This window comes from Aestuariibaculum sp. YM273, assembly GCF_030908365.1.
GTDB lineage: Bacteria > Bacteroidota > Bacteroidia > Flavobacteriales > Flavobacteriaceae > Aestuariibaculum > Aestuariibaculum marinum.
In genome coordinates this window covers 987014-1010506 of sequence record NZ_CP133090.1, presented here as the reverse complement: position 1 = coordinate 1010506, position 23493 = coordinate 987014, and the positions used below count along the sequence as shown (strand labels likewise).

Below are 23493 nucleotides of genomic sequence, written 5' to 3'. Positions count from 1 at the left end.
GTTAGTTTGTCAATTAAGAATAAACACCTTATACAGTATTATGTAAGGTGCGATTTCAAGTGTGCAAAGATACAAAATAAAATAAAATAAGTTGGGTTTTATTAAACTTTGATGTGCTTTAAAAGAAGTTATTAGTCCCACCACGTTGATAATTAATAATAAAATAATTATAAAGTAAATGAAATTTAAACTTGGCGTAAAACTGTAAAGCAAAATGGCGTTGATGGGAAGTAATAATAGCCCTAAATAGTTTTTATAGGTGATTTTTTGAAATAAGTAGAGATCAGTCAGTTTTTCAATTTCAAAAATGCTGGCAACGAGCCTCTCAATAAGTACTTTTATTAAAATAAATACTGCAATTCCCGTAGCTAATTTAACTATGGCATCCGGGTAAATGGTAGTAGTCTGAGTGGTTTTAAGATAAATGATATATACAAAAACCGATGCCGAAACAATTAGGTTAAAGAACAATAAAGCTTCAAACTTATCTAAAAACTTCTGCTCTCGGGCATAAATTTTTAAATATTTCGAGTTTCCAATAACATAAGTAAAATCATTAAAACGTTTAGGGGCAATAAGTTTTGTAATGGCTATAGTAACTAAGCCAATAATAATAAAAATAGTGAATAAATCGTTAGATAGTGTTTCCCTAAGCATGTTGTAAAATTATTATAAAAATTTAAGAAGAAAAGGCAATTATTAAGGAATATTTAAAATAAATAAACGACTAATAGTGTACATTTGCTGAAATTAATTTTTAAGTCTCATTAACACCAAAGAATGACAAACGCGATTGTAATCATTCCTACTTATAACGAAATTGAAAATATAGAAGCAATCATTAAAGCTGTGTTTTCTCAATCGGATGGTGTTCATGTTCTTATAGTTGATGATAATTCTCCAGACTTAACCGGTTTAAAGGTTAAGGAACTCCAAACCGAATTTTCAAATCGCTTATTCTTAGAAGAGCGTAAAGAAAAATCCGGATTGGGTACGGCCTACATTCATGGTTTTAAATGGTGTTTAGAAAGAACATACGAGTATATTTTTGAAATGGATGCCGATTTCTCGCATAACCCCGAGGATTTAGTGAGGTTGTACGAGGCATGTCATGATACAAAGGCCGATTTGGCCATCGGTTCGCGGTATGTTACTGGAGTGAATGTTGTTAACTGGCCTATGAGTCGTGTTTTGATGTCTTATTTTGCATCTAAATATGTAAGGTTAATAACGGGAATGAAAATTCACGATACCACGGCAGGGTTTGTATGTTATAAAAGGCAGGTTTTAGAAGCTATAGATTTAAATAATATTAAATTTATAGGCTATGCGTTTCAAATAGAAATGAAGTTTAAGGCCTATTTAAAAGATTTTAAAATAGCAGAGGTGCCTGTCATTTTTACCGATAGAACGAAAGGTGAATCGAAATTAAGTTCTGGCATAATTTCTGAAGCTATATTTGGAGTCATCTCAATGAAATTGAAAAGCTTATTTAAGAAGTAGATAAATAATGAAAAAGAAACAAACGTTAATAAAAAACGCTCACATAGTAAACGAAGGCACCATTTTTAATGGCGATATACTTATAGAAGGCGAATATATTAAGGAAATAAGTGACTCTATAAGTGCAAAATCATCAGATGTTCATGTAATCGATGCAGAAGGTAAATATTTGTTGCCGGGAGCTATTGACGATCAGGTGCATTTTAGAGAGCCTGGATTAACGCATAAAGCGAATATAGAAACCGAATCGAAAGCAGCAATAGCCGGAGGTATCACTTCGTTTGTAGAAATGCCAAACACCAATCCGCAAACCACTACCGTTGAAAAGTTAGAGGAGAAATTTGCGATTGCAGCCGAGACATCTTCGGCGAATTATTCGTTTATGTTCGGTGGAACTAACGATAATTTAGATGAGATTTTAAAGGTAGACCCTAAAAGTGTTGCAGGGTTAAAGCTGTTTTTAGGATCATCAACCGGAAATATGCTGGTTGATAACCCTGAGGTGTTAGAGAAAATCTTTAAAAGCACCAATATGGTAATTTCTGTGCACTGTGAAGATGAAGCGACTATCAAGAAAAATTTTCAGGAGCATTTTGATAAATACGGCGACGATATTCCAGTAAGTTGTCACCCAATTATCAGAAGTGAAGATGCATGCTATATTTCTTCATCAAAAGCGATTGAACTGGCGAAGAAAACAGGAGCACGTTTGCATGTGTTTCATTTATCGACAGGAAAAGAAACGAAATTATTCAGTAACAAAATTCCATTAAAAGATAAAAAGATTACAGCTGAAGTTTGTGTGCACCACCTATGGTTCTCTGATGAAGATTATGAGAAAAAAGGAACTTTGATTAAGTGGAATCCAGCAGTAAAAACCAAGGAAGACCGTGACCAATTATGGGAAGCTTTACTTGATGACCGTATTGATGTTATTGCTACAGATCATGCGCCACATACTATCGATGAGAAGAAAAACGTTTATACAAGTGCGCCTTCAGGAGGACCATTAGTTCAGCATGCATTACCAGCTATGTTGGAAATGTATCACCGTGGTAAAATTTCAATTGAAAAAGTAGTTGAGAAAATGTGTCACAACCCATCTATTTTATTCGAAATAGAAAAGCGAGGATACGTTAAGGAAGGATATTTTGCTGATTTAGTATTGGTAGATTTAAACAATCCGTGGACGGTTAATAAAGATAACATCCTATATAAATGTGGTTGGTCTCCGTTTGAAGGGACAACCTTTAAGTCTAGAATTACGCATACATTTTTAAATGGAAGTTTAGTTTATCAAAATGCTAAATTTAGTAAAGAAAAGGCGGCTAAGCGTTTAACTTTTAATAGATAATGTTGAAGCAATTCATAACATATTTTTGTATTATCCTTATTGCTACATCATGTGGTAATTTAAGCGGACCAAAGAAGCCTGAGAATTTAATTCCGAAGGACAAAATGGTTGAAGTGCTTATCGATGCACGTTTGGTAGGCTCTGTTAACGGGACAAATAAGCGCCTGTTAGAAGATAAAGGATACGATCTTAAAAATTATGTTTTCGAAAAGCATGGTATCGATAGTTTACAGTTTGCAGAAAGTAACGATTATTATACCTATCACATTAAGCAATATCAAGAAATTTTCGATAAAGCCATTGATAGTTTAGAACATTTGAAAAATCAGTTAGAAATACAAAAAAAGAAACTTGATAAGGAAAGGAGACATAAAGAATTAGATTCAATTAGAAAAATAGAAAAATTAAAAGATTCTCTGCTTCAATTGGATAAAAAGAAATTAGATATTCTTGAGGAAGAAACAGAAGAAGGTAAATTAGCTAGACCTCTTTTAGAAAAAGATACCCTACCTCAGTAATCGTTTTATTAACAGCCTTGAACTTGTAGTTTAGGGCTGTTTTTATTTTAGCACTGCTGTATTCCTTGTTGGACGATAATGTCGTGGTTAAGTGCTTTGTTAACTGTCTGCGCTTGCCTGTTAACACATGTTTTAACCAGTCTAATCGCCAAGCAATGCTCAATAGATTTTTAGAGGCTAATTTTTCAGGAATTTTTCCGTTTACCGAAGTAGCTAAGGTTTGTAAAAAAGCTTTGTAATTCCATGTTTCCGCTACCAGAACAAAACGCTCGTTTGAGATGTTACTTTTTATAAGTTGTATCATAATCTCTACAACATCTTTCACATCAACTAAACCAATTGTACCAGAGCTGTAATATTTTATGCCTTTATGGGCTCTTTTAAATAAACTACCTGTACCATATTTCCAGATACCAGCCCCTAGTATAACGCCAGGATTCACAATAACAGCATTTAAACCTTCCTGTGTGCCGCGCCAGACTTCCATTTCGGCACCATATTTTGTAATTGCGTAAACATTATTGTCGTCTTCCGGATTCCAAATGGTTTCTTCGTCAATTACAGCATTATTGATTGGTTTGCCTAAGGTAGCAATCGAGCTTACATAACACAGTTTTTTTATATTTTTAGATAGGCTTATGTTAACTATGTTAGCTGTACCTTCTATATTCGTTTTTCTTAACAGATGGTATTTGTCTGGTTCGAACGACACAAAGGCTGCACAATGGTACACGTATTCAATGTTTTCAAACGCGTCCTCTAAAGTAGGAATGTCTAAAAGGTCGGCTTTAACCCATTCAATGGCATTAAAAAGATGCTCATAAGATTCGGTGTAAGTAGAAAACACATCTCTTACCTGAGTTAATTTTGCTTCAGTTCTGTAAATCGCTCTTACTTTTTCGGTGTTACTTACCAGCTTATAAAGTAAGTGTGAACCAACTAAACCAGTGCCTCCTGTTACTAAAATCATGCAACTAATGTAAAGAATTATTCATTATACTAAAGTAATTCTACATTGATTTTTATCTTTGCCATACTTTTATAATAAACGAACACATAATGATAAAGAATTTTGTTGAAGAATTAACCTGGCGCGGAATGATCCAGGATAGTATGCCAGGAACCGAAGAGCACTTAATGGAAGCTATGCGCTTGGCTTATGTGGGTATCGATCCAACGGCCGATTCGTTGCATATTGGGCATTTGGTAGGTGTTATGGGGCTTAAACATTTTCAATTATCAGGACATAAGCCCGTGGCACTTGTAGGCGGTGCAACAGGTATGATTGGTGACCCGTCCGGGAAGTCTGCTGAGCGTAATTTATTAAACGAAGAAACGTTAAGACACAATCAAAATGCGATTAAAGAGCAGTTATCTCGCTTTTTAGATTTTGATAGTGATGCGGATAATGCAGCGGTTATTGTGAATAATTACGACTGGATGAAAGAGTTTTCATTCTTAGAGTTTATTCGCGATGTTGGTAAGCATATTACCGTGAATTACATGATGGCTAAAGATTCGGTTAAGAAACGTTTATCTTCAGAATCGTCTGTAGGGATGAGTTTTACTGAGTTTACATATCAGTTAGTTCAAGGTTACGATTTTTTACATTTATTTCGTGAAAACAACTGTACATTACAAATGGGCGGAAGCGACCAGTGGGGAAATATTACAACAGGAACTGAGTTAATTCGTCGTGTAGATGGTGGAAAAGGATATGCTTTAACCTGGCCATTAATTACAAAAGCCGATGGAACCAAGTTTGGAAAAACCGAAGGTGGAAATATCTGGTTAGATGCCGAAAGAACATCGCCTTACAAATTCTACCAGTACTGGTTAAATACCAGTGATGTTGATGCTGAAAAATATATCAAGATTTTTACGTTCTTATCTCGTGAAGAGATTGAAAGTTTAATCGAAGAACATAAACAGGCGCCTCATTTACGTGTGTTACAAAGACGTTTAGCGGAAGAAATCACAACCATGGTGCATTCTAAAGAAGAATTAGATAACGCGATTAAAGCGAGTGAAATTTTATTTGGAAAATCTACAGGTGAAGATTTAAAAGGCTTGAATGCAAAAACCTTTTTGGAAGTTTTTGAAGGTGTGCCGCTAACTGAAATTTCAAGAGAAGATATTGAAAACGGATTAGATATTATTGGTGCTTTAGCCGAAAGAGGCGGTTTCTTAAAATCGAATAGTGAAGCCAGACGTGCTTTAAAAGAAAACTCTATTTCTGTTAATAAAGAAAAAGTAAAAGAAGATTACAGTATCACTGTAGAAGACTTAATAAACGATAAGTTTGTCTTACTGCAACGTGGTAAAAAGAATTACTTTGTACTAAGTATTGTATAAAGAAAAAAGCCTGATGTAAACATCAGGCTTTTTAATTAACCAACCTAAAAATAATTAATCTTTTAGTTTTGCTTTCTCAGCAAGAGGTTGGTCGTATATTTTTATTGAAACTTACAGCCTTTTTATAAAACCATAAGGTTGCATCCGCGTATATCAGAATTGTCAAAGCGACCGATGACTTCAAAAGAATTATCTTCATAAACCTTACCTAAATCCTGAGTTGCAATAAACGAACAGGAATTAACGTTGGCTAAATCAATTACATTAATGCCGCCAGCTTTACCTTTTGTTAAAATGGTTAGGGCATCTTCGGTGTCACGGGTTAAAATGCGCATCCATTTCGGACAATTAAAAACACCATGACCTTTTGAATAGGCCTGACTTAATAATTCGGTCATGCCATATTCGCTGTGAATCGCATCCACGCCAAATCCTAGCTTTAAAATATGATGAAGTTCGGCACGAATCAATTCTTTTCGGCGCCCTTTCATACCGCCGGTTTCCATGATAATCGTATTTTTCAATTGAAACTGATGCGTTTCAACTAAATCAAGAAGCGCAAAAGAAACACCGATAAGCAAGATTTTTTTACCTGAAGCATCCAATTCAGTTAAAGTTTCTTTTAATTCTGAAAGGTTATTCAAATAAAAGCCGCTTTCAGGGTGTTTAGATTCTTTAATCATGGCATCGACCATATAGATTAACGAAGAGCCTTCGCGTTCCAGATAAGACGGTAAAAGCGCCAGTACTACATAATCCTCAACTTTACCATAAAACGATTCAAAACCTTTAAAAAAGCTATTTTCATAAATGCTTAAATGGGTCACCAGATGTCTACTAGTTAAATTTCCTGTGGTGCCCGAACTGGTAAATGTGGTTTTAATATCGTCTTTAGAACTTAAAATCTCATGCGACTTAAAAAACTGAATAGGTAAAAAAGGAATATCGTTTACAGATTTTACATCACCTGGGTGAATGTAAAGCAAATCACAAAATGAGCGGTATACTCGATTGTGATTGAACTGAAATTTGAAAACCTCTAAAGCTAAGTTCTCAAACTCCTGGTTGTTTTTTATATTGAAAATGGCTGTTGTATCTATCATATCTAAATTACCGTAACAAAAGTAGATAAAATAAAAAAGCGCCACCAAATGGTAGCGCTCTAAAATTTATAAAAAGGAAATTTATTTAATTACTAATTTTCGTGTTGATACAGCGTCATCTTGAGTCACTTTCATAATATAAACCCCGGCTTTTAACCCAGAAACATCAAGCGTGTTTGAAATGGATTGTTTAATCACTTGTTTGCCTAATAAATCGAATACAGCTATATCCATTGTGGAAGTGCTTTTTGCTGTAATATTTACATAACCTAGCGAGGTTGGGTTAGGGTACATATTGAAACCTTCAATGTCGAATGTTTTGTTTGAAAGGGTGAAATCGTTAACTGCTCCAGGGGTTCCTAAATCTCCGGATCCAAATGTTGAAGTTGCAGCACCCCAATTTGAACTACTATTATTATCTGTGCTGTTCAAAGCTGCTGTAGATAATTCCATGCTTGCTCCGTTAGGGTCTGGGAAATTTGGTCCTCCGTCGTACGCAACCTCATCTATTACTGTTGAAGTACATGAAATAATGATTTCATCATCTCCATTTGCTAAATTAAAATCAGAATATTGATAATCTACTGTTACACCGCCGTTTGTTCCAGTATTACTGTTAATTCCAAGGATAGCATAATCCATTGGTGCTACTATTAAATCAGATGTTATTGTGTGGGAATCAAAACCGGCATCAGAAATAGTCCATCCTATTAAGTTTATGGAGTTGCCAGTAGTATTGTAAACTTCAAAATATTCACCATCACCATCATTAACAATGCTAGGGTTTTGCATAATTTCGGTTATTATAATATCACCTGGATTGGCACAAACGCTAGAAATGCATGAAGGAGATGAAATATTTCTTGTAAAATCACAACTACTATCAGTAGGATTTCCATTAAACGTAACTGTGAAATCTGTTCCTTCATTGACTCCGGTAATAGTAATTGTTCCAGAAGTAACACTTGTAGGGTCGTCACCTTCAACAGTGCCGACACCGCCTGTGTCTATGGTATATTGTGAAGAAGCCCCTCCCGTGAATTCTATTGTTGTTGTGTATGTGTCTGTTCCTGATGTATTGGTGTCACAGATAGTTTCTATTGTGCCAACTTCTAATGTGCACGGGAATAATACATCAAAATTAATTGTCTCGGATTGAAGAATATTTGCTCCAGAATCCACTAATTCTACAAGTACCGAATAAGATTCTCCATCTGATGTGTTTACGGGAAAAGGACTTGATACATTCGTGTTGGTTGTACCTCCATTAACTGTTATGTTAACTTGTTCTCCAGAGTTAGTATTGGCTGTTAAAAATTCAATATTAACAGAAGAGGTGCCGGAAGGATAAATGCTGTTGTCGCTTGGAGAAGTTACAGATAGTGTTGGAGTAGCAGAGCCAGTATACCCCGTCCATGTAATATCGTCTATAGTTACTTGTCCGTCACTATTGTTTACGTTTATTAGTTTGATGACTATATCTCCGGGTTGATTAACGGTAATTGTACCTGAATTTTGCACTGTCTGATCTGAAGATGTTACTGTCCCATATACAATGTCATTAATAAGAATATTTAGATTTACAGGAGTACTAAAAGCTTGTTGGTAACTGAAACTTATGGTTCCAATTCCGCCTGAAATTGTACCAGAGTATACCTCAGATTGAGGAGTTCTGCCTCTACCTAACATTAAGGATTTTCCATTTATGCTTTGGTCTCCTCTAGATTGAACATAGTTCCATGTGGAGCCGTCTTGCCCTGTAAATGTTCCGTCAGCATAGGAACTGCCAGTTTCAGAAAAATTGTCAAAAGTTTCGGTACCTTGCCCAAAAGATAGTGAGGTAATTAAGAGTGTAATAAATAAAAAGTAAAATTTTTTCATGTTACGTAAGATTAATTATACAATAAGATGTACTAAAATTACGTATTATTTTTTTAAAAAGCTGTAAATAAGAATGTTAAAGTTGAGTTTTAACCGTGATATAACAATTAGTTTACCTTATAACTAATTTACGGGTTTCACTAATGCCGTTTTCGGTCACCTTTAAGATGTAAACCCCTTTGTTTAAACTGGATATATTTAACTCTTTACCTACAAGGGTGGTGGAATAAATGCGTTTCCCTAAAACATCAAAAAACTCAATTTTCTTTGATAAGTTTTGTTTTGTGGTAATGTAAATATAAGTTCTACCGCTATTAACAGGGTTAGGATAAATGGAAAGATTTTCGATAGTTTGTTGAATAGGATTTCTGTTAGCGCTATTTTGCCCCCAGTTTAATTGGCTGGTAGACAATGCTAAAGAGAGAAGTAAGATTAAAACGTAGTTTTTTTTCATAGGTACTATTCAACGTTGTAAATTTAAGAAATTATTGCAAAAGTGGTGCCAAAAAAGAGTTAAAGAAACTCGTATTTGGTCGAAAATTTTAAGATTATGTAATCTATTTGTTATCTTAGTGTTATTAAATATACGTAGAGTTAACAGTTTTGGTTTAAGTTATATCTTTGACTCAGAAATCAAAAAAAGTATTCTACATACTAATAAATATGAATAAAAAAGATATCAAAATACTGCTTGTCGACGATGAGCCGGATATTTTAGAAATTGTTGGTTATAACCTGTCAAGTGAAGGATATCAAGTAATTACTGCTGAAAATGGTCAGGAAGGGGTAAAGAAAGCCAAAAAAGAATTACCTCACTTAATTATTTTAGACGTGATGATGCCTGAAATGGATGGTATTGAAGCCTGCGAGCTTATTAGAAAACATCCGGATTTGCAAAATACATTAGTAGTGTTTTTAACAGCTAGAGGAGAAGATTATTCTCAGGTAGCTGGGTTTGATGCTGGTGCCGATGATTATATTACGAAACCTATCAAGCCAAAGGTGTTAGTAAGTAAGGTTAAAGCACTTTTACGTCGATTTAAAGATGAAGAGGCTGCCGATATGGTCAAATTAGGTAGTTTGGTAATTAATAGAGACGAGTACAAGATTACGTCTAAAGGAAAAGAGATTGTTTTACCAAGAAAAGAATTTGAATTACTATCTTTATTAGCATCAAAGCCAGGTAAGGTTTTTAAACGCGATGAAATTTTAGATACCGTTTGGGGTAACGAAGTGGTAGTTGGAGGTAGAACTATTGATGTTCATATTCGTAAACTTCGTGAGAAAATTGGAGACGATAGTTTTAAAACCATTAAAGGAGTAGGCTATAAGTTTGTAGATTAATGCAACCAAAATTTAAAAAATCATATAGATTTGCGGTAATTACATCGCTATATATAACCGGTTTTATAACGCTCTTAACGAGTGTTTTTTTATATTCATTTTATACCATTAATTTCTGGTATATTTTCATTTTAGCAATAGGAACTTATGCGTTTTCGTTCCTAATGATTCAATCCCGTATCGAGCGCTTAATCTACAAGCGGGTAAAGAAAATATATGATGATTTGACGCTTTTAGAATCGACGAGTTTAACAAAGCGTACCATTACTACCGATATGCAAACTTTAACTGAAGAGATTGATAAGTTTGCTCGTGATAAGAAAATAGAAATTGAATCGCTTAAAGTACGAGAGAATTACCGAAAAGAGTTTTTAGGTAATGTATCTCACGAATTAAAAACACCATTATTTACGGTTCAAGGATATATACTAACGCTCTTGGATGGAGCGATGGATGATAAAAATATACGTCGGAAATATCTGGAGCGTGCCAGTAAAGGAATTGAACGTCTGGGCTATATCATTAAGGATTTAGATATGATTACCAAGTTGGAAGTTGGTGATTTAAGTTTAAATGTTGAGGTGTTCGATATTGTGGAGTTGGTAAAAAGTGTTTTCGATATGCTGGAGATGAAAGCGTCCAAAAAGAAAATTACATTAACCTTTGATAGAGTATATCCGGATCCTATTTATGTTAGAGCCGATAAGGAACGTATTCAACAGGTAGTCGCTAACTTGGTTGTTAATTCTATTAAATACGGAAACGAAAAAGGAACAACCGAAATAAGTATTGAAAACCTGATAAAAAATAAGGTTATTGTTCGCGTTACAGATAATGGAGAAGGGATTGCCAAAATGCATTTACCACGACTGTTTGAGCGTTTCTATCGTGTTGATAAAAGTGGCTCGCGTAAAGAAGGCGGTTCAGGATTGGGACTTTCAATTGTAAAGCACATTATTGAAGCACACGACGAAAAAATCTATGTGGAAAGTGAATTTGGCGTAGGAAGTGAGTTTTCATTCACTTTAGAAAAGGTTAAATAAACTTTTAAAGTCAGCTTCAAAGTCAAAAGCAGTTAAGCCTTTGAAGTTGGCTATGGTTTCTAATTTATCTAAAGTGAATTTTTCCTGTTTGCAACTCGGTACTAAACCTTCTTCGGTTAACCGATTGGCTAAATATTCCTGTTCAAATTGCCCAGGGGTTGGTATAAAAAAAGCTTTTTTACTCAGTTTGGCTAAATCCATAACTGTTGTGTAACCCGAGCGTGATATAACTAAAGCACTTTCGTTAATGGTTTGTTCTAACAATTCCGATGTCATAAAATTATACACGGTAATATTCCCAAATTGCTTCTTAGTTTGTTTGGGTTGCATTAGTCCTTTAACAAAAACCACCTTGCCTTTATAGCTTTTCAGCTCATAAAGTAATTTGTCTTCAAGTAAGGTGCGTTGTGGTTCTGGTCCCGAAAGCAAAACCATTAAATCGTTTTTAAAAGGGACTTCTTTTTTCTCAAATCGGCTTAACGGACCAATATACTCGGTTGGTATTTCAAAAGCGTCTACGTGGCCTAGCTTTCCACTTAAATTAAGGTTGTCACTTGTGTCTGGTACCCAGCATACATTGAACTTTTTAATGAATTTTTCATGCATTTTTGTGCTAAGCCATGTTGTAGAACCGCTTAATACTTTTAATTGATGTGTAATGAAAACCGAAGGCACAGCCTTATTATAAACACCTAAACGGTTATCTGAAATAATTCCCGAAATGTTATAGGTTTTCACAATGGATTCAATCGCCTTTTTTTCGTTGTAAATAGCTTGTAGTAACCGCGGAGAGTCTTTCAGAAGTTTTAATTTAAAGAACTTGCCATTTTTAGCATAGGTTACGTTATATGAAGGTAATTCAATATGCGTAAGCTCCGGAAACTCTTTCTTTAAAAGTGAAAGTGCCACACCATCACTAGCAATAATAGGGTCGAAACCGTTAGCTGATAAAGTCTTTATGATAGGAATGCACCTGGTGGCATGACCTAGACCCCAATTTAAGGGAGCGACTAAAATTCGTTTTTTCATTAAAATCAAAGGTATGTATATAAACGCTCTCGTATATTTCCTTAATTTTACCAAATATTTATTTCCTTCTTAACTGAAGGATATTAACAACACTAAAAATAGTAATTATCTGTGGGAAGCAAGAACAAACTAAGACGTTTTAGAGAGAACGAAACGTTTTCAAATGTGTATCAACCAACACGTGACGAATTGGTGAATGAGGAGTATGAGTTTAAGGGCAACTGGAATAAAAATGTTTTTAAAAATGATAACCCACTAGTATTGGAATTAGGCTGCGGAAAAGGAGAATATTCTGTAGCATTGGCACAACGTTATCCCGATAAAAACTTTATTGGAATAGACATCAAAGGCGCACGTTTTTGGCGTGGAGCTAAAACTGCTGTGGAAGAAAATATTCCTAATGTTGCTTTTTTACGTACGCAAATAGAACTTATCGATCATGCTTTTGGTGAAAATGAAGTGGATGAAATCTGGATTACCTTTCCTGACCCACAAATAAAATACAAGCGAACCAAACACCGTATGACTAATGCTGAGTTTTTAGCACGCTATAAGAAAATATTAAAAGCCGATGGTGTCGTGAATTTAAAAACAGATAGCGAATTTATGCACGGTTATACCCTTGGTTTGTTACACGGTGCCGGTCATGAGGTATTATACGCCAACCATAATGTTTATAAGCAGGAAGGAAGTCCGGAAGAAGTAACCAGTATTCAAACCTTTTACGAATCGCAATATTTAGAACAAAACAAAGCAATTACGTATATTCGATTTAAAATTAAGTAGTTGTGAATATTACAGTCATCTTTTTTTTAGGCTTAATTATATCGTTAGTGGGGGTGATTCCACCGGGCTTGTTGAATATGACAGCTGCCAAAATTAGCCTAAAAGAAGGGCATACAAGAGGTATTATGTTTTCGGTTGGGGTTTGCGTTATTGTATTGGTGCAAACTTATATTGCTTCGGTTTTTGCAAGGTATTTAAGTAAAAACACCGAAGTGGTTGATATCCTTCAGCGTGTGGCTTTTGTAATATTTGTACTGATTACCATATACTTTTTATTTGTAGCTAAAAAAGAGCCTAAAGAAGTCGCAGAGATTGAAATGCGAAGTAAGCGTAGTCGCTTTTTTCAAGGTATGTTTATGTCGGTCATCAATGTGTTTCCTATTCCATATCAGGCATATATGACGATTACTTTGGCTTCAATCGGTTGGTTAACTTTCAATCAGATTGATATTTTAACTTATGTGATTGGAACCGCTATGGGGACTTTCGTCATGCTGTATATTTACATGTTTTTCTTCGATAAAATAAAAGATAAGCCTATTACCTCACAAAAAAGTATGAATTACTTGATAGGTGGTATCACCGGAATTATTTCTGTAGTGACCTTAATCAATATTTTAAAAGAGCTTTAAGATGAAACCGGAAACCCTAAATTTTTTCGATAAAGTTTACGAGGTTGCCAAACAGATTCCTTTTGGAAGAGTTACAAGTTATGGTGCTATTGCAACTTATCTTGGTGCTGCCAGAAGTGCACGAATGGTTGGTTATGCCATGAATGGGTCTTCAGGAAAGGATGTGCCTGCCCATCGGGTGGTAAATAGAAAAGGATTGCTCACCGGGAAACAACATTTCGATGGTACTAATTTAATGCAACAGCTTTTAGAAAGTGAAGGCATAAAAGTAATCGATAATCAAATTCAGGATTTTGAAGAGGTGTTTTGGAATCCTACTGAAGAGTTATAATTCTTCAATATAACCTCTTGTTTAGCAGATAAAATGAAGGTTTTTTTAGAATTCATCGTATTATCATTAAATAAAATTCATCCATAAATCATTTCAATAGCTAGGACTTTATATTCTGAACAATTCACAGTATATTTGTAGCCTTAGAATAAATCTAAATAGAGCATGAAGCTTAATAAAAAAGACATACTTAAAGCATTAGAATCTATAACAGTACCTGGCGAAGGACAAAACATGGTTGAAAGCGGAGCTGTAACCAATGTTGTTGTTTTTGGTGATGAGGTTGTTGTAGATATCACAATAAAAAATCCGAGTTTACAAGCCAAAAAACGGACCGAGGTAGATATTTTAAAAACTATTCACGATCAGGTTTACGAAAAGGCCAAAATTAAGGTAAATGTAAAGGTAGATGCACCTGAAAAGCCTAAAGCGAATGTTATTAAAGGAAACCCGATTCCGGGTATTCAAAACATTGTAGCTGTAGCTTCAGGTAAAGGTGGTGTTGGTAAATCTACTGTAACAGCCAATTTAGCAGTAACACTTGCTAAAATGGGCTTTAAAGTCGGGATTTTAGATGCCGATATTTACGGACCATCGATTCCAATCATGTTCGATGTTGAAGCAGGAAGACCTTTAGCCGTTAATGTAGATGGAAAATCGAAAATGAAACCTATCGAAAACTACGGGGTTAAAGTATTATCTATAGGGTTTTTTACGCAACCTAACCAAGCAGTAGTTTGGCGTGGACCAATGGCAGCGAAAGCCTTGAATCAGATGATTTTTGATGCGCATTGGGGCGAATTAGACTTCTTACTAATAGATTTACCCCCGGGAACTGGCGATATACACTTAAGTATTATGCAATCCCTTCCAATTACAGGATCGGTGGTGGTAAGTACACCTCAAAATGTTGCTTTAGCAGATGCAAAAAAGGGTGTGGCCATGTTTCAGCAGGATAGTATAAGCGTTCCAGTGCTAGGAATTATTGAGAATATGGCTTATTTTACACCTGAAGAATTACCAAACAATAAATATTATATCTTTGGTCAGGAGGGTGCTAAAAATTTAGCTGAAGACTTAAATGTACCGTTTTTAGGAGAATTACCTTTGGTGCAAAGTATTCGAGAAGCGGGAGATGTTGGTCGTCCGGCAGCTCTACAAACAGCAACGCCTTTAGAGAAAGCTTTTGAAAAGATAACTCAAAACGTGGTTCAGGAAGTGGTAAGACGTAATGAAGATTTACCACCTACTGAAGCAATTAAAATAACAACGATGGCTGGATGTTCAGCAGTTAAAACTAAGTAAATGACATCAGAAGAAGTTAGACTTAATGTCGAGAAAGCGTTAGAAGAAATTCGCCCATTTTTACAAAGTGATGGTGGAGATATTTCATTGTTGTCTATTGAAGATAACGATACATTAGTAAAAGTTCAGTTAGAAGGGGCTTGTGTGGGTTGTAGCGTAAACCAAATGACTTTAAAGTCTGGTGTGGAAATGACTATTAAAAAGCACGTTCCACAGATTGAAAAGGTTGTAAATATTGCGGTTTAAGAGTGCGTTTCTGTAAAACGTTCAATTTAAACCCCGTTTTCATAAAAAAGGAATAGAAAAAATAAAGAATTTTAGTAATTCTTTATTTTTTTTGTTTTTCCTAGTAATTTGATAGGAAAAAGATTTGTAAATTCATTTTAAGCTTTAAATTTGCACAAATATTTTTTCGGTTTTTATATAGAGAGATAAGATGAGTGATATTAATATCAAAATAACAGACAGAGACGGTGTAACACACGATGTAGTGGCTCCAACAGATATGGCTATGAATTTAATGGAGGTTGTACGTAGTTACGAATTGGCTCCAGAGGGAACTATTGGTGTTTGTGGAGGTATGGCTATGTGTGCATCTTGCCAGTGTTATGTGATTAGTGAAACAGAATTACCGGAAATGAGCGATGACGAAGAAGCTATGCTATCTGAAGCTTTCGACGTAAAAGATAATAGCCGTTTAGGATGTCAGATTCAAATGACACCTGAAATGGACGGTCTTGAAGTTGAACTAGCTCCGGAAAGTTAATTTTTATTTATTCTAAATAAAAGCTATATTTGCCCTCGTGAATACAGAAATACATACAAATACAAGTTATCAAATCGAACATCTTACATTTTGTAAGTATGTTTTAAGAACGCCTAATAAGACTATTAGCTTAAGCTTTCCGCAAATGCTTGAGTTAAGGCGTAAAATCAACGAATTAACAAGTTATAGTTCACTTAACAGAATTATTGATAATGAGAATTTTGTATTACTTTTTGTAGCAGACAAGCAACATTTAATCTTCTTAGAGATTCCTCAATTATTACAATTAAAAGAGGAAATAGCTTTAGTTTTTCACACTCCGGCTTCGGTTTTAGTATAGTATTCTGGGCTTATTTAGAATTTTTTTAAATTCTAATCATTCGCTTTAACAGTTTTATTTTATTGTAACTTTGTGTAAAAGCCCATTTTATGAACACAATAGTTAGAAAACAAATGTCTATTCACCCGGACGTGATGGACTTATTAAATAATCAAATAGCGATGGAAATGAAAGCTTCAGCTTCATACCTTGCTATGGCATCTTGGTGCGACCAACGCGAATTGTTAAATAGTAAAGCTCTTTTTTATAAGCAAGCAGAAGAAGAAAGAGAGCATGCCATGAAGATTTTTGAATTTATTAATGATAACGGCGGAGCTGCTATTTCACCAAACGTTACCAATGTTAATAATGATTTTGAAAGTTTAATCTCTATTTACGAAACGGCTCTTGAGCAAGAGATAAGTGTTACCCAGTCTATATTTAAAATCTTTAAAGCAGCAAGAAAAGCAGACGATTATATAACCGAAGTATTTTTACAATGGTTTATAACAGAACAAGCTGAAGAGGAAGATACTTTTAGAAGTATTTTAGATATTTTTGGTTTAATGGAAGGTATGCCGTTAAAAATGATAGACGAAAGAATTCCAACGGAATAGAATACATAATTTTGTACAAAATAAAAAACGCTACTGAGAGACCAGCAGCGTTTTTTTTGTTTGGTAAATACTTACATAGCGGGTGGAATGGGTGCCGGAACTACATTCTCAACTGCTGGTAGACTTTTTAAATATGTGAAAATAGCTCTGATGTCTTCATCGGTAAGTTTAGCAAAATCCTGCCAAGGCATTGGTGGTAATAGCATTCTGCCTCCATCCTGACCTTTTGATTTGCCTTCACGTATTGCTTTGAAAAATTGAGCTTCACTCCACGTACCAATGCCACTTGCATCTGGAGTTAAATTAGCTGCAAAAGAGGTTCCCCAAGGACCGGTTGTAGATGTTAATCCCATAGAGAAGAGGGCGTAACCTTTAGCTGTTTCTTTATCGTAAGGCGGTAAGACTTCATCGGCTGGATGACCAGACAATAAACGTTTTGGGTCAGGCATAGGACCTTGGTCTGTCATAACTTTTGGAGAATGACAATGGTGGCATCCGCCTAGATCGACCAGATATTCTCCACGTTCAACAAGATTGATAGGCTCTTGTTCTACGGTTTCTAATTTCATTTCGGTTGTCTTTTTCTCAGTACGAGAATTACAGGAGTAAGCAATTAAGCTCACTACGGCTAGTAGTAAAATTTTAGATTTCATAAAGTAATAGTTGGTTGGTGATTAAAGTAAAGTTAGTGAATTTCACAATACAATAATTAAAATAAATTCAATCGGATAAGATGTTTCGTATTGATAGTGAGTTAATTGATTGAGTAGTCTGTTAGTTTTCTGGGTCCCTCAAGAACAACACGAACAATTTGAAGAATACCATCGTCATTCGTATCTATAAGCCATTTTATTAAGGTAATTTTACCGTTTTCAATTTCAATACCGGTAATACATCTTGGATGAACACAACTCCCATCATTAAAAAAAGGAATATCACCTGGCTCGGGAAAACGAGGTCTGTGTGTGTGGCCTGCAATGGTAATACGATTGTTGTTTTCGGTAATCCATTTTTTGGTGCGTCGCTCTACTTTAATAAGCTCTTTATGGTTTTTGGCGGGGCGTGTAGGATCTGAAATCCCGATTACATTTAATGGTTTCCATAGAATACGAACCAAAAACCGACTCCACTTCCAGAAGGTGTAGTTCCATGTGTCGGCTTGATGGCCATGGGTTAAAAACAGTTCTTGTCCCGTTTGTTCATGTTTTAATACAAGGCCTTCATGATATTTTAAATCATTTAGTAAGGTTTTGTCTTTTTCCTCTTCGGCATCAAAATAGGTTTCTAAATGTTTTTTAACAAAATTGGGATTTCGGTATACCATATCGTGATTGCCCCACACCATATGCAAGCGGTTTTGCTGATGAAATTTTTTCATGAGCATATATACATTTTTGTGGGCTTCGAAAATAGGATCGAAAGATAAGTTTTCCCAAAGTTCATCACCGTCACCAAGTTCACAGTATTGGAAACCTTCGGCAAAATAATGTTTTAAAGCATGAAAATATATATTACGGTTATTGGCAAAATCGTCTGCAAAACTATTGTCACCTCGGTGGCAGTCACTAAAAAGAATAAACTTGCTTTGGTCATCGAACGGGATGATTTTAGCAGTGTTGTAGGCTTTGTTTAATCTTTTTTTGCTTGAAAACATGATAGTAAATGTAAATAAAAAAGTGTTTCATTTTTGAAACACTTTTTTAAAAATCAATCAATTACTAAATATATTAGCTTCTGTAAAGCGGATCAGCTCCTATAGTTCCCATTAAACTATTTAAATAAGAATCATTACTCGCCTGGTAAAGTTTAGTTTTTACCTGCTGTAGTTTTTCTAAGATATGTAGTTCTTTAACTAAAGCAACGTTATGGTCTGTTGAAGCAAAGTTTGTAAGATAATCTTGTTGCTTTTTGTAAAAAGCTATATCCTTTTGTTGTTTTAACTTCAAGCGTTCCAAATACCAATCGCTATTTATAACATAATCTCTCTTGAAATACTTTCTAAGTTCAGGATGGCTAATTTCTTTGCCTTCATAAGTACCGTATGCCATAATATGTAATAATATTTTTAGAGGCGGTATAGCAGCTTCAATACTGCCATCTTCAAAATAGCGAAGAGCGACTTTTTTCTGAGCTTCAACAATATTGTTAATACCGTCTACATAATCATCCATGCCTTGCAGTTCAGGTTTCAACATTTTTTCATCAAATACAATATTAGGCTCGTCAAATAATCGGTTTAAACATCTTAGAGAAAATTGTTGGGTAATTCGGTAACCTAAACGACTCGCTAAAACTTTTTGTCCTTTGTATTCAAAATCATCTATTTTTTCGAGTGCACCATCATTAATCAGGAAATTAGGATCACGGTCCTGTGGTTCTAATCTTGCCCAGATTTCAGGGATTAATAAACTAATATCGTGGTCTACTTTATTTTCAGCACCCACATAACCAGCCGCTGTGCTAAAGGCATTAGACTCGGTTAAAATGTGAGAAAGCAGAGCGTTGTTTAGATCGGTTGTTGGAGTGAGCATGTTGAAAGGGCCTTTGGTTAAAGCTCCTTCTGAGCCAGCCCCAGTTGTAGATGGCGATTTCCCTGTAAGGCTGCAAATAAAATCCATAAACAATTCCGGAGTTTCCTGATAGTGAATAGGATTGTAGACGGCTAATGGGCGTATGCCGGCTTTTTTGTCTACCGGGTTGTTTCTTCTTCCGGGAAGTACCGCATTAACCACATTAATTACCGGGTCTTCCGATTTTATTTTTCTGAATAAACGCACACCAATTTCTCCTAAATAACTGTCTTCGGTTTCGTTATAAAACCTGTTGTATTCTAAATAACGCGGGTTTTTTGTTGGTTCACCATCCACAATTCGGGTATGCGAAGGTAAAACAAAGTATTCTTCATCGTTATCACTATTAACAATATTAAGAATAAGGTCCTTTACAGGTTGCGTGTACTTGTCAAAATTAATGGTGTCTTCATAAATTTCAACGGCATCTTTTTTAGTTAGTAGCTCATAATTCGTTAAGAAGGTATTATCTGAAACAATGTCGCGTTCGGCACCTTCATCATACCCTCGTACGATCGCTTCATCTGGTCGTTGAAACAAATAACTTTCACAGTTGGTAACTACTTTTAAACTTTTATTTGTGAATTCAGGATTAAGGTTTTTAAACTCTTCTTTAGGTAAAGTTATAGAAGCTGAAATATCGTCTTCCAACTGAATTTTATGGGATGCTGAAAAATCAGATCGCAATTTGTTTAATAACCATTGTCCGTTTTGATTAAACCCGATTCTCACGTAGCTACCAATAACAGGAGTGTTGTTGTGTTTTAATCCGGTTCCTTTTTTTCCATTTATAATATCTACAGATATGCAGTCTTTCCAGTTTAAATCACCATGATCCTGACGGTATAATCTTTTTACAAATAAAACTAAAGATCTGATATGTGGTGGTATGTTAGAAACGAATTCGTTGTACTCATCCTTATAAACAGGCAGGGGAGTAAGCAACCTTACAGCTGAACCTAATGTGCGTTTTGCACTTAAAAAGGGCTCGGAAGGCGGTAAGGTAGGGTCGTACTCTTTCCAGCGTTTAGAATAATCGTATTCAATAATTTCATCAGCTTTTTTAAAATCTTCATCAATATCTACAATATTAAACGTGCTATAGGTAATAGCGTTTAGCATCGATTTTGAGATTTCCGATTTTCCTCCACCTGAAACAGTGCAAGGTTTATGGCAAAAAATGCCTTCAGGGGCTGTGTTAACTATACGCCATAGCGAAACAGCTTTATGTTTTTCTAATTTGAATTTATTTCCCGTAGGGTGTATGTATGTTTTATAAGGCGATAAAACCAACTTTTGCTCTTTGCCTTTGAAATTCCAAGTGATGCTGTTGGTGTTTGTATTTATATAAGCATCCTCAGGGATATACACCAGGTTAGGATACGTTTTATCGATGGCATAGTTTTCTGGTTTAACATCAATGCGGTCTCCTAAAAGCTTTTTGGTGTCTTGAAAGTTAAATTTGTTATCTTCTTTTTTAGAAAACGCCAAACCGTCTACAATATCTCCCATAACGCCTCTAGGGTAAGCAATAGCTCCACCTGAGTGTTCTTCTTCAACTAAACCATATAAATTGGCAGAATAACTAATTTGTGTTTTGATTTCTTTTTTAGAATACCCATAATAGTTATCTGCAATAATTGTAACAACAACGCCTTTGTCGTCTCTACAGGTAACTTTAAAAGCACTGCCGTCATTGTAGATTTCGTTTTCGTTTTTCCAACACATTCCCTCTCTTTTTTGACGTTCGGTAGCGTTGTCCCAATGTGGTAAACCAACATCTTTTTTCTTCAGGGTTTTTAGTTGGGGAGCCAGAATAATACAGCCTGTATGTCCAGTCCAATGATCGATATCTAAGGCAGCATCGTTATGTGCTAAATTAGGATCGCCGGCATTGCCAAAAATAGATTCAACAAAGTCGAGATTACTAACCAGACTTCCTGGAGCGAAAAAGCGGACTTCCATACTTTTTTTAGCAATCACACCTTTAACCTCAGGACAAACGGTAGGTCGCAACATTAATGAAACCATAACTTTAGCTTTGTCTTCTTGACTAGCGGTTAGCGGTAAAGTGTTTAAATCATCAGAAGGTGAAAAGGCTGCTTTTAAAAAATGGGCAAATGTAAGTTTAGAAACTTCTTTTTTGTCTAACGGAACAGGCAAATTACTTTCTACAATATGAAAGGTGCCTTTAGTTGTACGTTTATCATGCAAAGGATTGTTAAGAATTCCTTGTTTAATTCTGTATGATTTAACATTCTCGCTTGAAAACGTGTTTTCGTCTGGTGGTAAGCTAATTTCTCTGGCATGGCCTTTCTGATTTAGGATTAAAGTGTTGTTGGGAATCCTTATTGATTTTATAAAGGGGATTTCTTTTAAATAATCGTTTATAAAATCTTGTATTCTTTGATCGGCAGGAGCAAGGTTCCCTGATAATAGTCGGGATTTTTCTTTAAAGCCTTGAGTAAATGCTTTAGTAAGCATTTGTAATTTAGGATTGCAAAATTTTTGAGAAGCTCCTTCTTTATCCTTAAATAAAGGTTGACCTAAAGCAGCAAGCTGTAAGTTAACATATTGAACTATATCCTTTCTGCTTTGTAATTGCTCTGAAGCGTTGGTTTTATTCGTTTTCATTTAAACTTAAGTAATCGATTGTAAAATAGTGTACTAGAAAATCAATCAAACTTACTAAGTTCTATTCGAGGTTTATATGATATTTGTCATGCTTTAAGTATATTGATGGTTTAGTGTTGAAATACTACTTAAATGCATTGAGTCCGGTAATGTCTAAGCCGGTAATAAGCAGGTGTATATCATGAGTGCCTTCATAGGTAATTACACTTTCTAGGTTCATGGAATGTCTCATGATGGAATATTCACCTGTAATACCCATACCACCTAATATTTGACGTGCTTCGCGAGCAATGTTAATAGCCATTTCTACATTATTTCTCTTGGCCATAGATATTTGTGCAGAGGTAGCTTTGTTTTCGTTCCGTAACACTCCCAGACGCCAGGTTAATAATTGGGCTTTGGTAATTTCTGTAATCATTTCGGCTAATTTCTTTTGTTGTAATTGAAACTGACCAATAGGTTTGCCAAATTGTGTGCGTTCTTTGCTGTAACGTAATGCCGTATCATAACAATCCATAGCAGCACCGATTGCGCCCCAGGCGATGCCATAACGAGCAGAATCTAAACAACCAAGCGGAGCTCCTAAACCAGATTTGTTAGGTAATAAATTTTCTTTGGGTACTTTTACATTATCAAAAATGAGCTCACCGGTAGCACTTGCTCTCAAAGACCATTTGTTATGAGTTTCTGGTGTAGAAAACCCTTCCATACCACGTTCTACAATTAATCCGTGAATGCGGTCGTTTTCATCTTTAGCCCATACAATAGCTACTTGAGCAAAAGGTGCATTGCTTATCCACATTTTGGCTCCGTTTAAAAGGAAGTGATCACCCATATCTTTAAAATTGGTAACCATACCGCCGGGGTTACTTCCATGATCAGGTTCAGTTAGACCAAAACAACCTATCCATTCGCCACTTGCTAATTTAGGCAGGTACTTTTCACGTTGGGCTTCATTACCATATTTCCAAATAGGATACATAACTAAGCTAGACTGTACAGAAGCCGTGCTGCGAACACCAGAATCACCACGTTCTATTTCCTGCATAATAAGGCCATAAGAAATCTGATCTAAACCAGCACCACCGTACTCTACAGGGATGTAAGGTCCGAAAGCGCCTATTTCTGCAAGACCATTTATAATTTGCTTTGGGAATTCAGCGTTTTGAGCATAGTCTTCTATAATAGGAGAAACTTCGCGTTTAACCCATGCTCTGGCAGCATCGCGCACTAATTTATGTTCGTCGGATAGTAGCTCATCTAGGTTGTAATAATCTGGAGCTTCAAATACATCTGGCTTCATTGAATTTGAGTTTTTAAAAGATTTTCAAAAGAAAATTTTTAATGATACGGTTCTTTTTTTGAGAATTTATCATTTTATAGTCTCAAATTTAAATAAATCT

General features: G+C 35.3%; 24 protein-coding genes. 14 read left to right on the top strand and 10 right to left on the bottom strand.

The window, feature by feature from the left end; genetic code table 11:
* Positions 1-9 precede the first annotated feature (9 nt).
* A complete protein-coding gene (locus RBH94_RS04220) occupies positions 10-657 on the bottom strand; it encodes a DUF4271 domain-containing protein (protein ID WP_307882519.1) in 648 nt (215 codons plus the stop codon).
* 123 nt (positions 658-780) lie between these two features.
* On the opposite strand from RBH94_RS04220, the gene RBH94_RS04215 reads away from it, so the two are divergent.
* Genes RBH94_RS04215 through RBH94_RS04205 form a run of 3 tightly spaced genes read left to right on the top strand, consistent with a single transcriptional unit; the run spans position 781 to position 3375 of the window.
* Positions 781-1503, top strand: a complete 723-nt coding sequence (locus tag RBH94_RS04215; RefSeq protein ID WP_307882518.1) for a polyprenol monophosphomannose synthase — start codon at positions 781-783, stop codon at positions 1501-1503.
* 7 nt (positions 1504-1510) lie between these two features.
* A complete protein-coding gene (locus tag RBH94_RS04210; protein ID WP_188222931.1) occupies positions 1511-2857 on the top strand; it encodes a dihydroorotase in 1347 nt (448 codons plus the stop codon).
* Positions 2857-3375 carry a DUF4296 domain-containing protein gene (locus tag RBH94_RS04205; RefSeq protein WP_307882517.1) on the top strand — a complete coding sequence of 173 codons (519 nt, stop codon included), beginning with the start codon at positions 2857-2859 and terminating at the stop codon, positions 3373-3375. The genes RBH94_RS04210 and RBH94_RS04205 overlap by 1 nt, the downstream gene beginning before the upstream one ends.
* Here RBH94_RS04205 and RBH94_RS04200 read toward each other — a convergent pair.
* Positions 3338-4345: an NAD-dependent epimerase/dehydratase family protein gene (locus RBH94_RS04200; protein ID WP_307882516.1), complete on the bottom strand. Its 1008-nt coding sequence runs from the start codon at positions 4343-4345 to the stop codon at positions 3338-3340. The genes RBH94_RS04205 and RBH94_RS04200 overlap by 38 nt on opposite strands.
* 89 nt (positions 4346-4434) lie before the next feature.
* Between RBH94_RS04200 and tyrS the strand changes: the two genes are divergently transcribed.
* The gene (tyrS, locus tag RBH94_RS04195) at positions 4435-5730 is read left to right on the top strand and encodes a tyrosine--tRNA ligase (protein ID WP_307882515.1); all 1296 of its coding nucleotides are present in this window, start codon (positions 4435-4437) and stop codon (positions 5728-5730) included.
* A 122-nt stretch (positions 5731-5852) separates the two neighbouring features.
* Here the strand turns inward: tyrS and RBH94_RS04190 are convergent, their stop codons facing one another.
* From RBH94_RS04190 to RBH94_RS04180, 3 genes are all read right to left on the bottom strand, one after another.
* Complete coding sequence (locus tag RBH94_RS04190) at positions 5853-6833, bottom strand: acyl transferase (RefSeq protein WP_307882514.1); 981 nt, start codon at positions 6831-6833, stop codon at positions 5853-5855.
* 81 nt (positions 6834-6914) lie between these two features.
* Positions 6915-8714, bottom strand: a complete 1800-nt coding sequence (locus RBH94_RS04185; protein ID WP_307882513.1) for a lamin tail domain-containing protein — start codon at positions 8712-8714, stop codon at positions 6915-6917.
* Between the two features lie 112 nt (positions 8715-8826).
* Positions 8827-9168, bottom strand: coding sequence for a T9SS type A sorting domain-containing protein (locus RBH94_RS04180; protein WP_307882512.1), 342 nt, complete (start codon positions 9166-9168; stop codon positions 8827-8829).
* Between the two features lie 209 nt (positions 9169-9377).
* Here RBH94_RS04180 and RBH94_RS04175 point away from each other — a divergent pair, with 209 nt between their 5' ends.
* The gene (locus tag RBH94_RS04175) at positions 9378-10058 is read left to right on the top strand and encodes a response regulator transcription factor (protein WP_188222938.1); all 681 of its coding nucleotides are present in this window, start codon (positions 9378-9380) and stop codon (positions 10056-10058) included.
* Positions 10058-11101, top strand: coding sequence for a cell wall metabolism sensor histidine kinase WalK (locus RBH94_RS04170; protein WP_307882511.1), 1044 nt, complete (start codon positions 10058-10060; stop codon positions 11099-11101). The genes RBH94_RS04175 and RBH94_RS04170 overlap by 1 nt, the downstream gene beginning before the upstream one ends.
* Here RBH94_RS04170 and RBH94_RS04165 read toward each other — a convergent pair.
* A complete protein-coding gene (locus tag RBH94_RS04165; protein WP_307882510.1) occupies positions 11084-12130 on the bottom strand; it encodes a glycosyltransferase in 1047 nt (348 codons plus the stop codon). The genes RBH94_RS04170 and RBH94_RS04165 overlap by 18 nt on opposite strands.
* 111 nt (positions 12131-12241) lie before the next feature.
* On the opposite strand from RBH94_RS04165, the gene trmB reads away from it, so the two are divergent.
* The 8 genes from trmB to RBH94_RS04125 all read left to right on the top strand — a co-directional run bounded on the left by trmB (position 12242) and on the right by RBH94_RS04125 (position 16886).
* On the top strand, positions 12242-12916 hold the full coding sequence (trmB, locus tag RBH94_RS04160; protein WP_307882509.1) for a tRNA (guanosine(46)-N7)-methyltransferase TrmB: 675 nt from the start codon (positions 12242-12244) through the stop codon (positions 12914-12916).
* Between the two features lie 2 nt (positions 12917-12918).
* A complete protein-coding gene (locus tag RBH94_RS04155; RefSeq protein ID WP_188222942.1) occupies positions 12919-13548 on the top strand; it encodes a LysE family transporter in 630 nt (209 codons plus the stop codon).
* A 1-nt stretch (position 13549) separates the two neighbouring features.
* Positions 13550-13879 carry an MGMT family protein gene (locus RBH94_RS04150; RefSeq protein WP_188222943.1) on the top strand — a complete coding sequence of 110 codons (330 nt, stop codon included), beginning with the start codon at positions 13550-13552 and terminating at the stop codon, positions 13877-13879.
* A gap of 165 nt (positions 13880-14044) precedes the next feature.
* A complete protein-coding gene (locus RBH94_RS04145; protein ID WP_307882508.1) occupies positions 14045-15184 on the top strand; it encodes an Mrp/NBP35 family ATP-binding protein in 1140 nt (379 codons plus the stop codon).
* Positions 15185-15430 (top strand): NifU family protein, encoded by a 246-nt coding sequence (locus tag RBH94_RS04140; RefSeq protein WP_307882507.1) that lies wholly within the window; start codon positions 15185-15187, stop codon positions 15428-15430.
* Between the two features lie 190 nt (positions 15431-15620).
* On the top strand, positions 15621-15950 hold the full coding sequence (locus RBH94_RS04135; RefSeq protein WP_188222946.1) for a 2Fe-2S iron-sulfur cluster-binding protein: 330 nt from the start codon (positions 15621-15623) through the stop codon (positions 15948-15950).
* A gap of 37 nt (positions 15951-15987) precedes the next feature.
* Positions 15988-16290, top strand: coding sequence for a hypothetical protein (locus RBH94_RS04130; RefSeq protein WP_307882506.1), 303 nt, complete (start codon positions 15988-15990; stop codon positions 16288-16290).
* A gap of 89 nt (positions 16291-16379) precedes the next feature.
* Positions 16380-16886, top strand: a complete 507-nt coding sequence (locus tag RBH94_RS04125) for a ferritin (protein ID WP_188222947.1) — start codon at positions 16380-16382, stop codon at positions 16884-16886.
* A gap of 71 nt (positions 16887-16957) precedes the next feature.
* On the opposite strand, the gene RBH94_RS04120 is transcribed toward RBH94_RS04125, so the two are convergent.
* From RBH94_RS04120 to RBH94_RS04105, 4 genes are all read right to left on the bottom strand, one after another.
* A complete protein-coding gene (locus RBH94_RS04120) occupies positions 16958-17539 on the bottom strand; it encodes a c-type cytochrome (protein WP_307882505.1) in 582 nt (193 codons plus the stop codon).
* Positions 17540-17640: 101 nt separating this feature from the next.
* Positions 17641-18540 (bottom strand): metallophosphoesterase family protein, encoded by a 900-nt coding sequence (locus tag RBH94_RS04115; RefSeq protein WP_307882504.1) that lies wholly within the window; start codon positions 18538-18540, stop codon positions 17641-17643.
* Positions 18541-18613: 73 nt separating this feature from the next.
* Positions 18614-22090, bottom strand: coding sequence for a hypothetical protein (locus RBH94_RS04110; protein WP_307882503.1), 3477 nt, complete (start codon positions 22088-22090; stop codon positions 18614-18616).
* A 124-nt stretch (positions 22091-22214) separates the two neighbouring features.
* On the bottom strand, positions 22215-23393 hold the full coding sequence (locus RBH94_RS04105) for an acyl-CoA dehydrogenase family protein (RefSeq protein ID WP_307882502.1): 1179 nt from the start codon (positions 23391-23393) through the stop codon (positions 22215-22217).
* Positions 23394-23493: the final 100 nt, after the last annotated feature.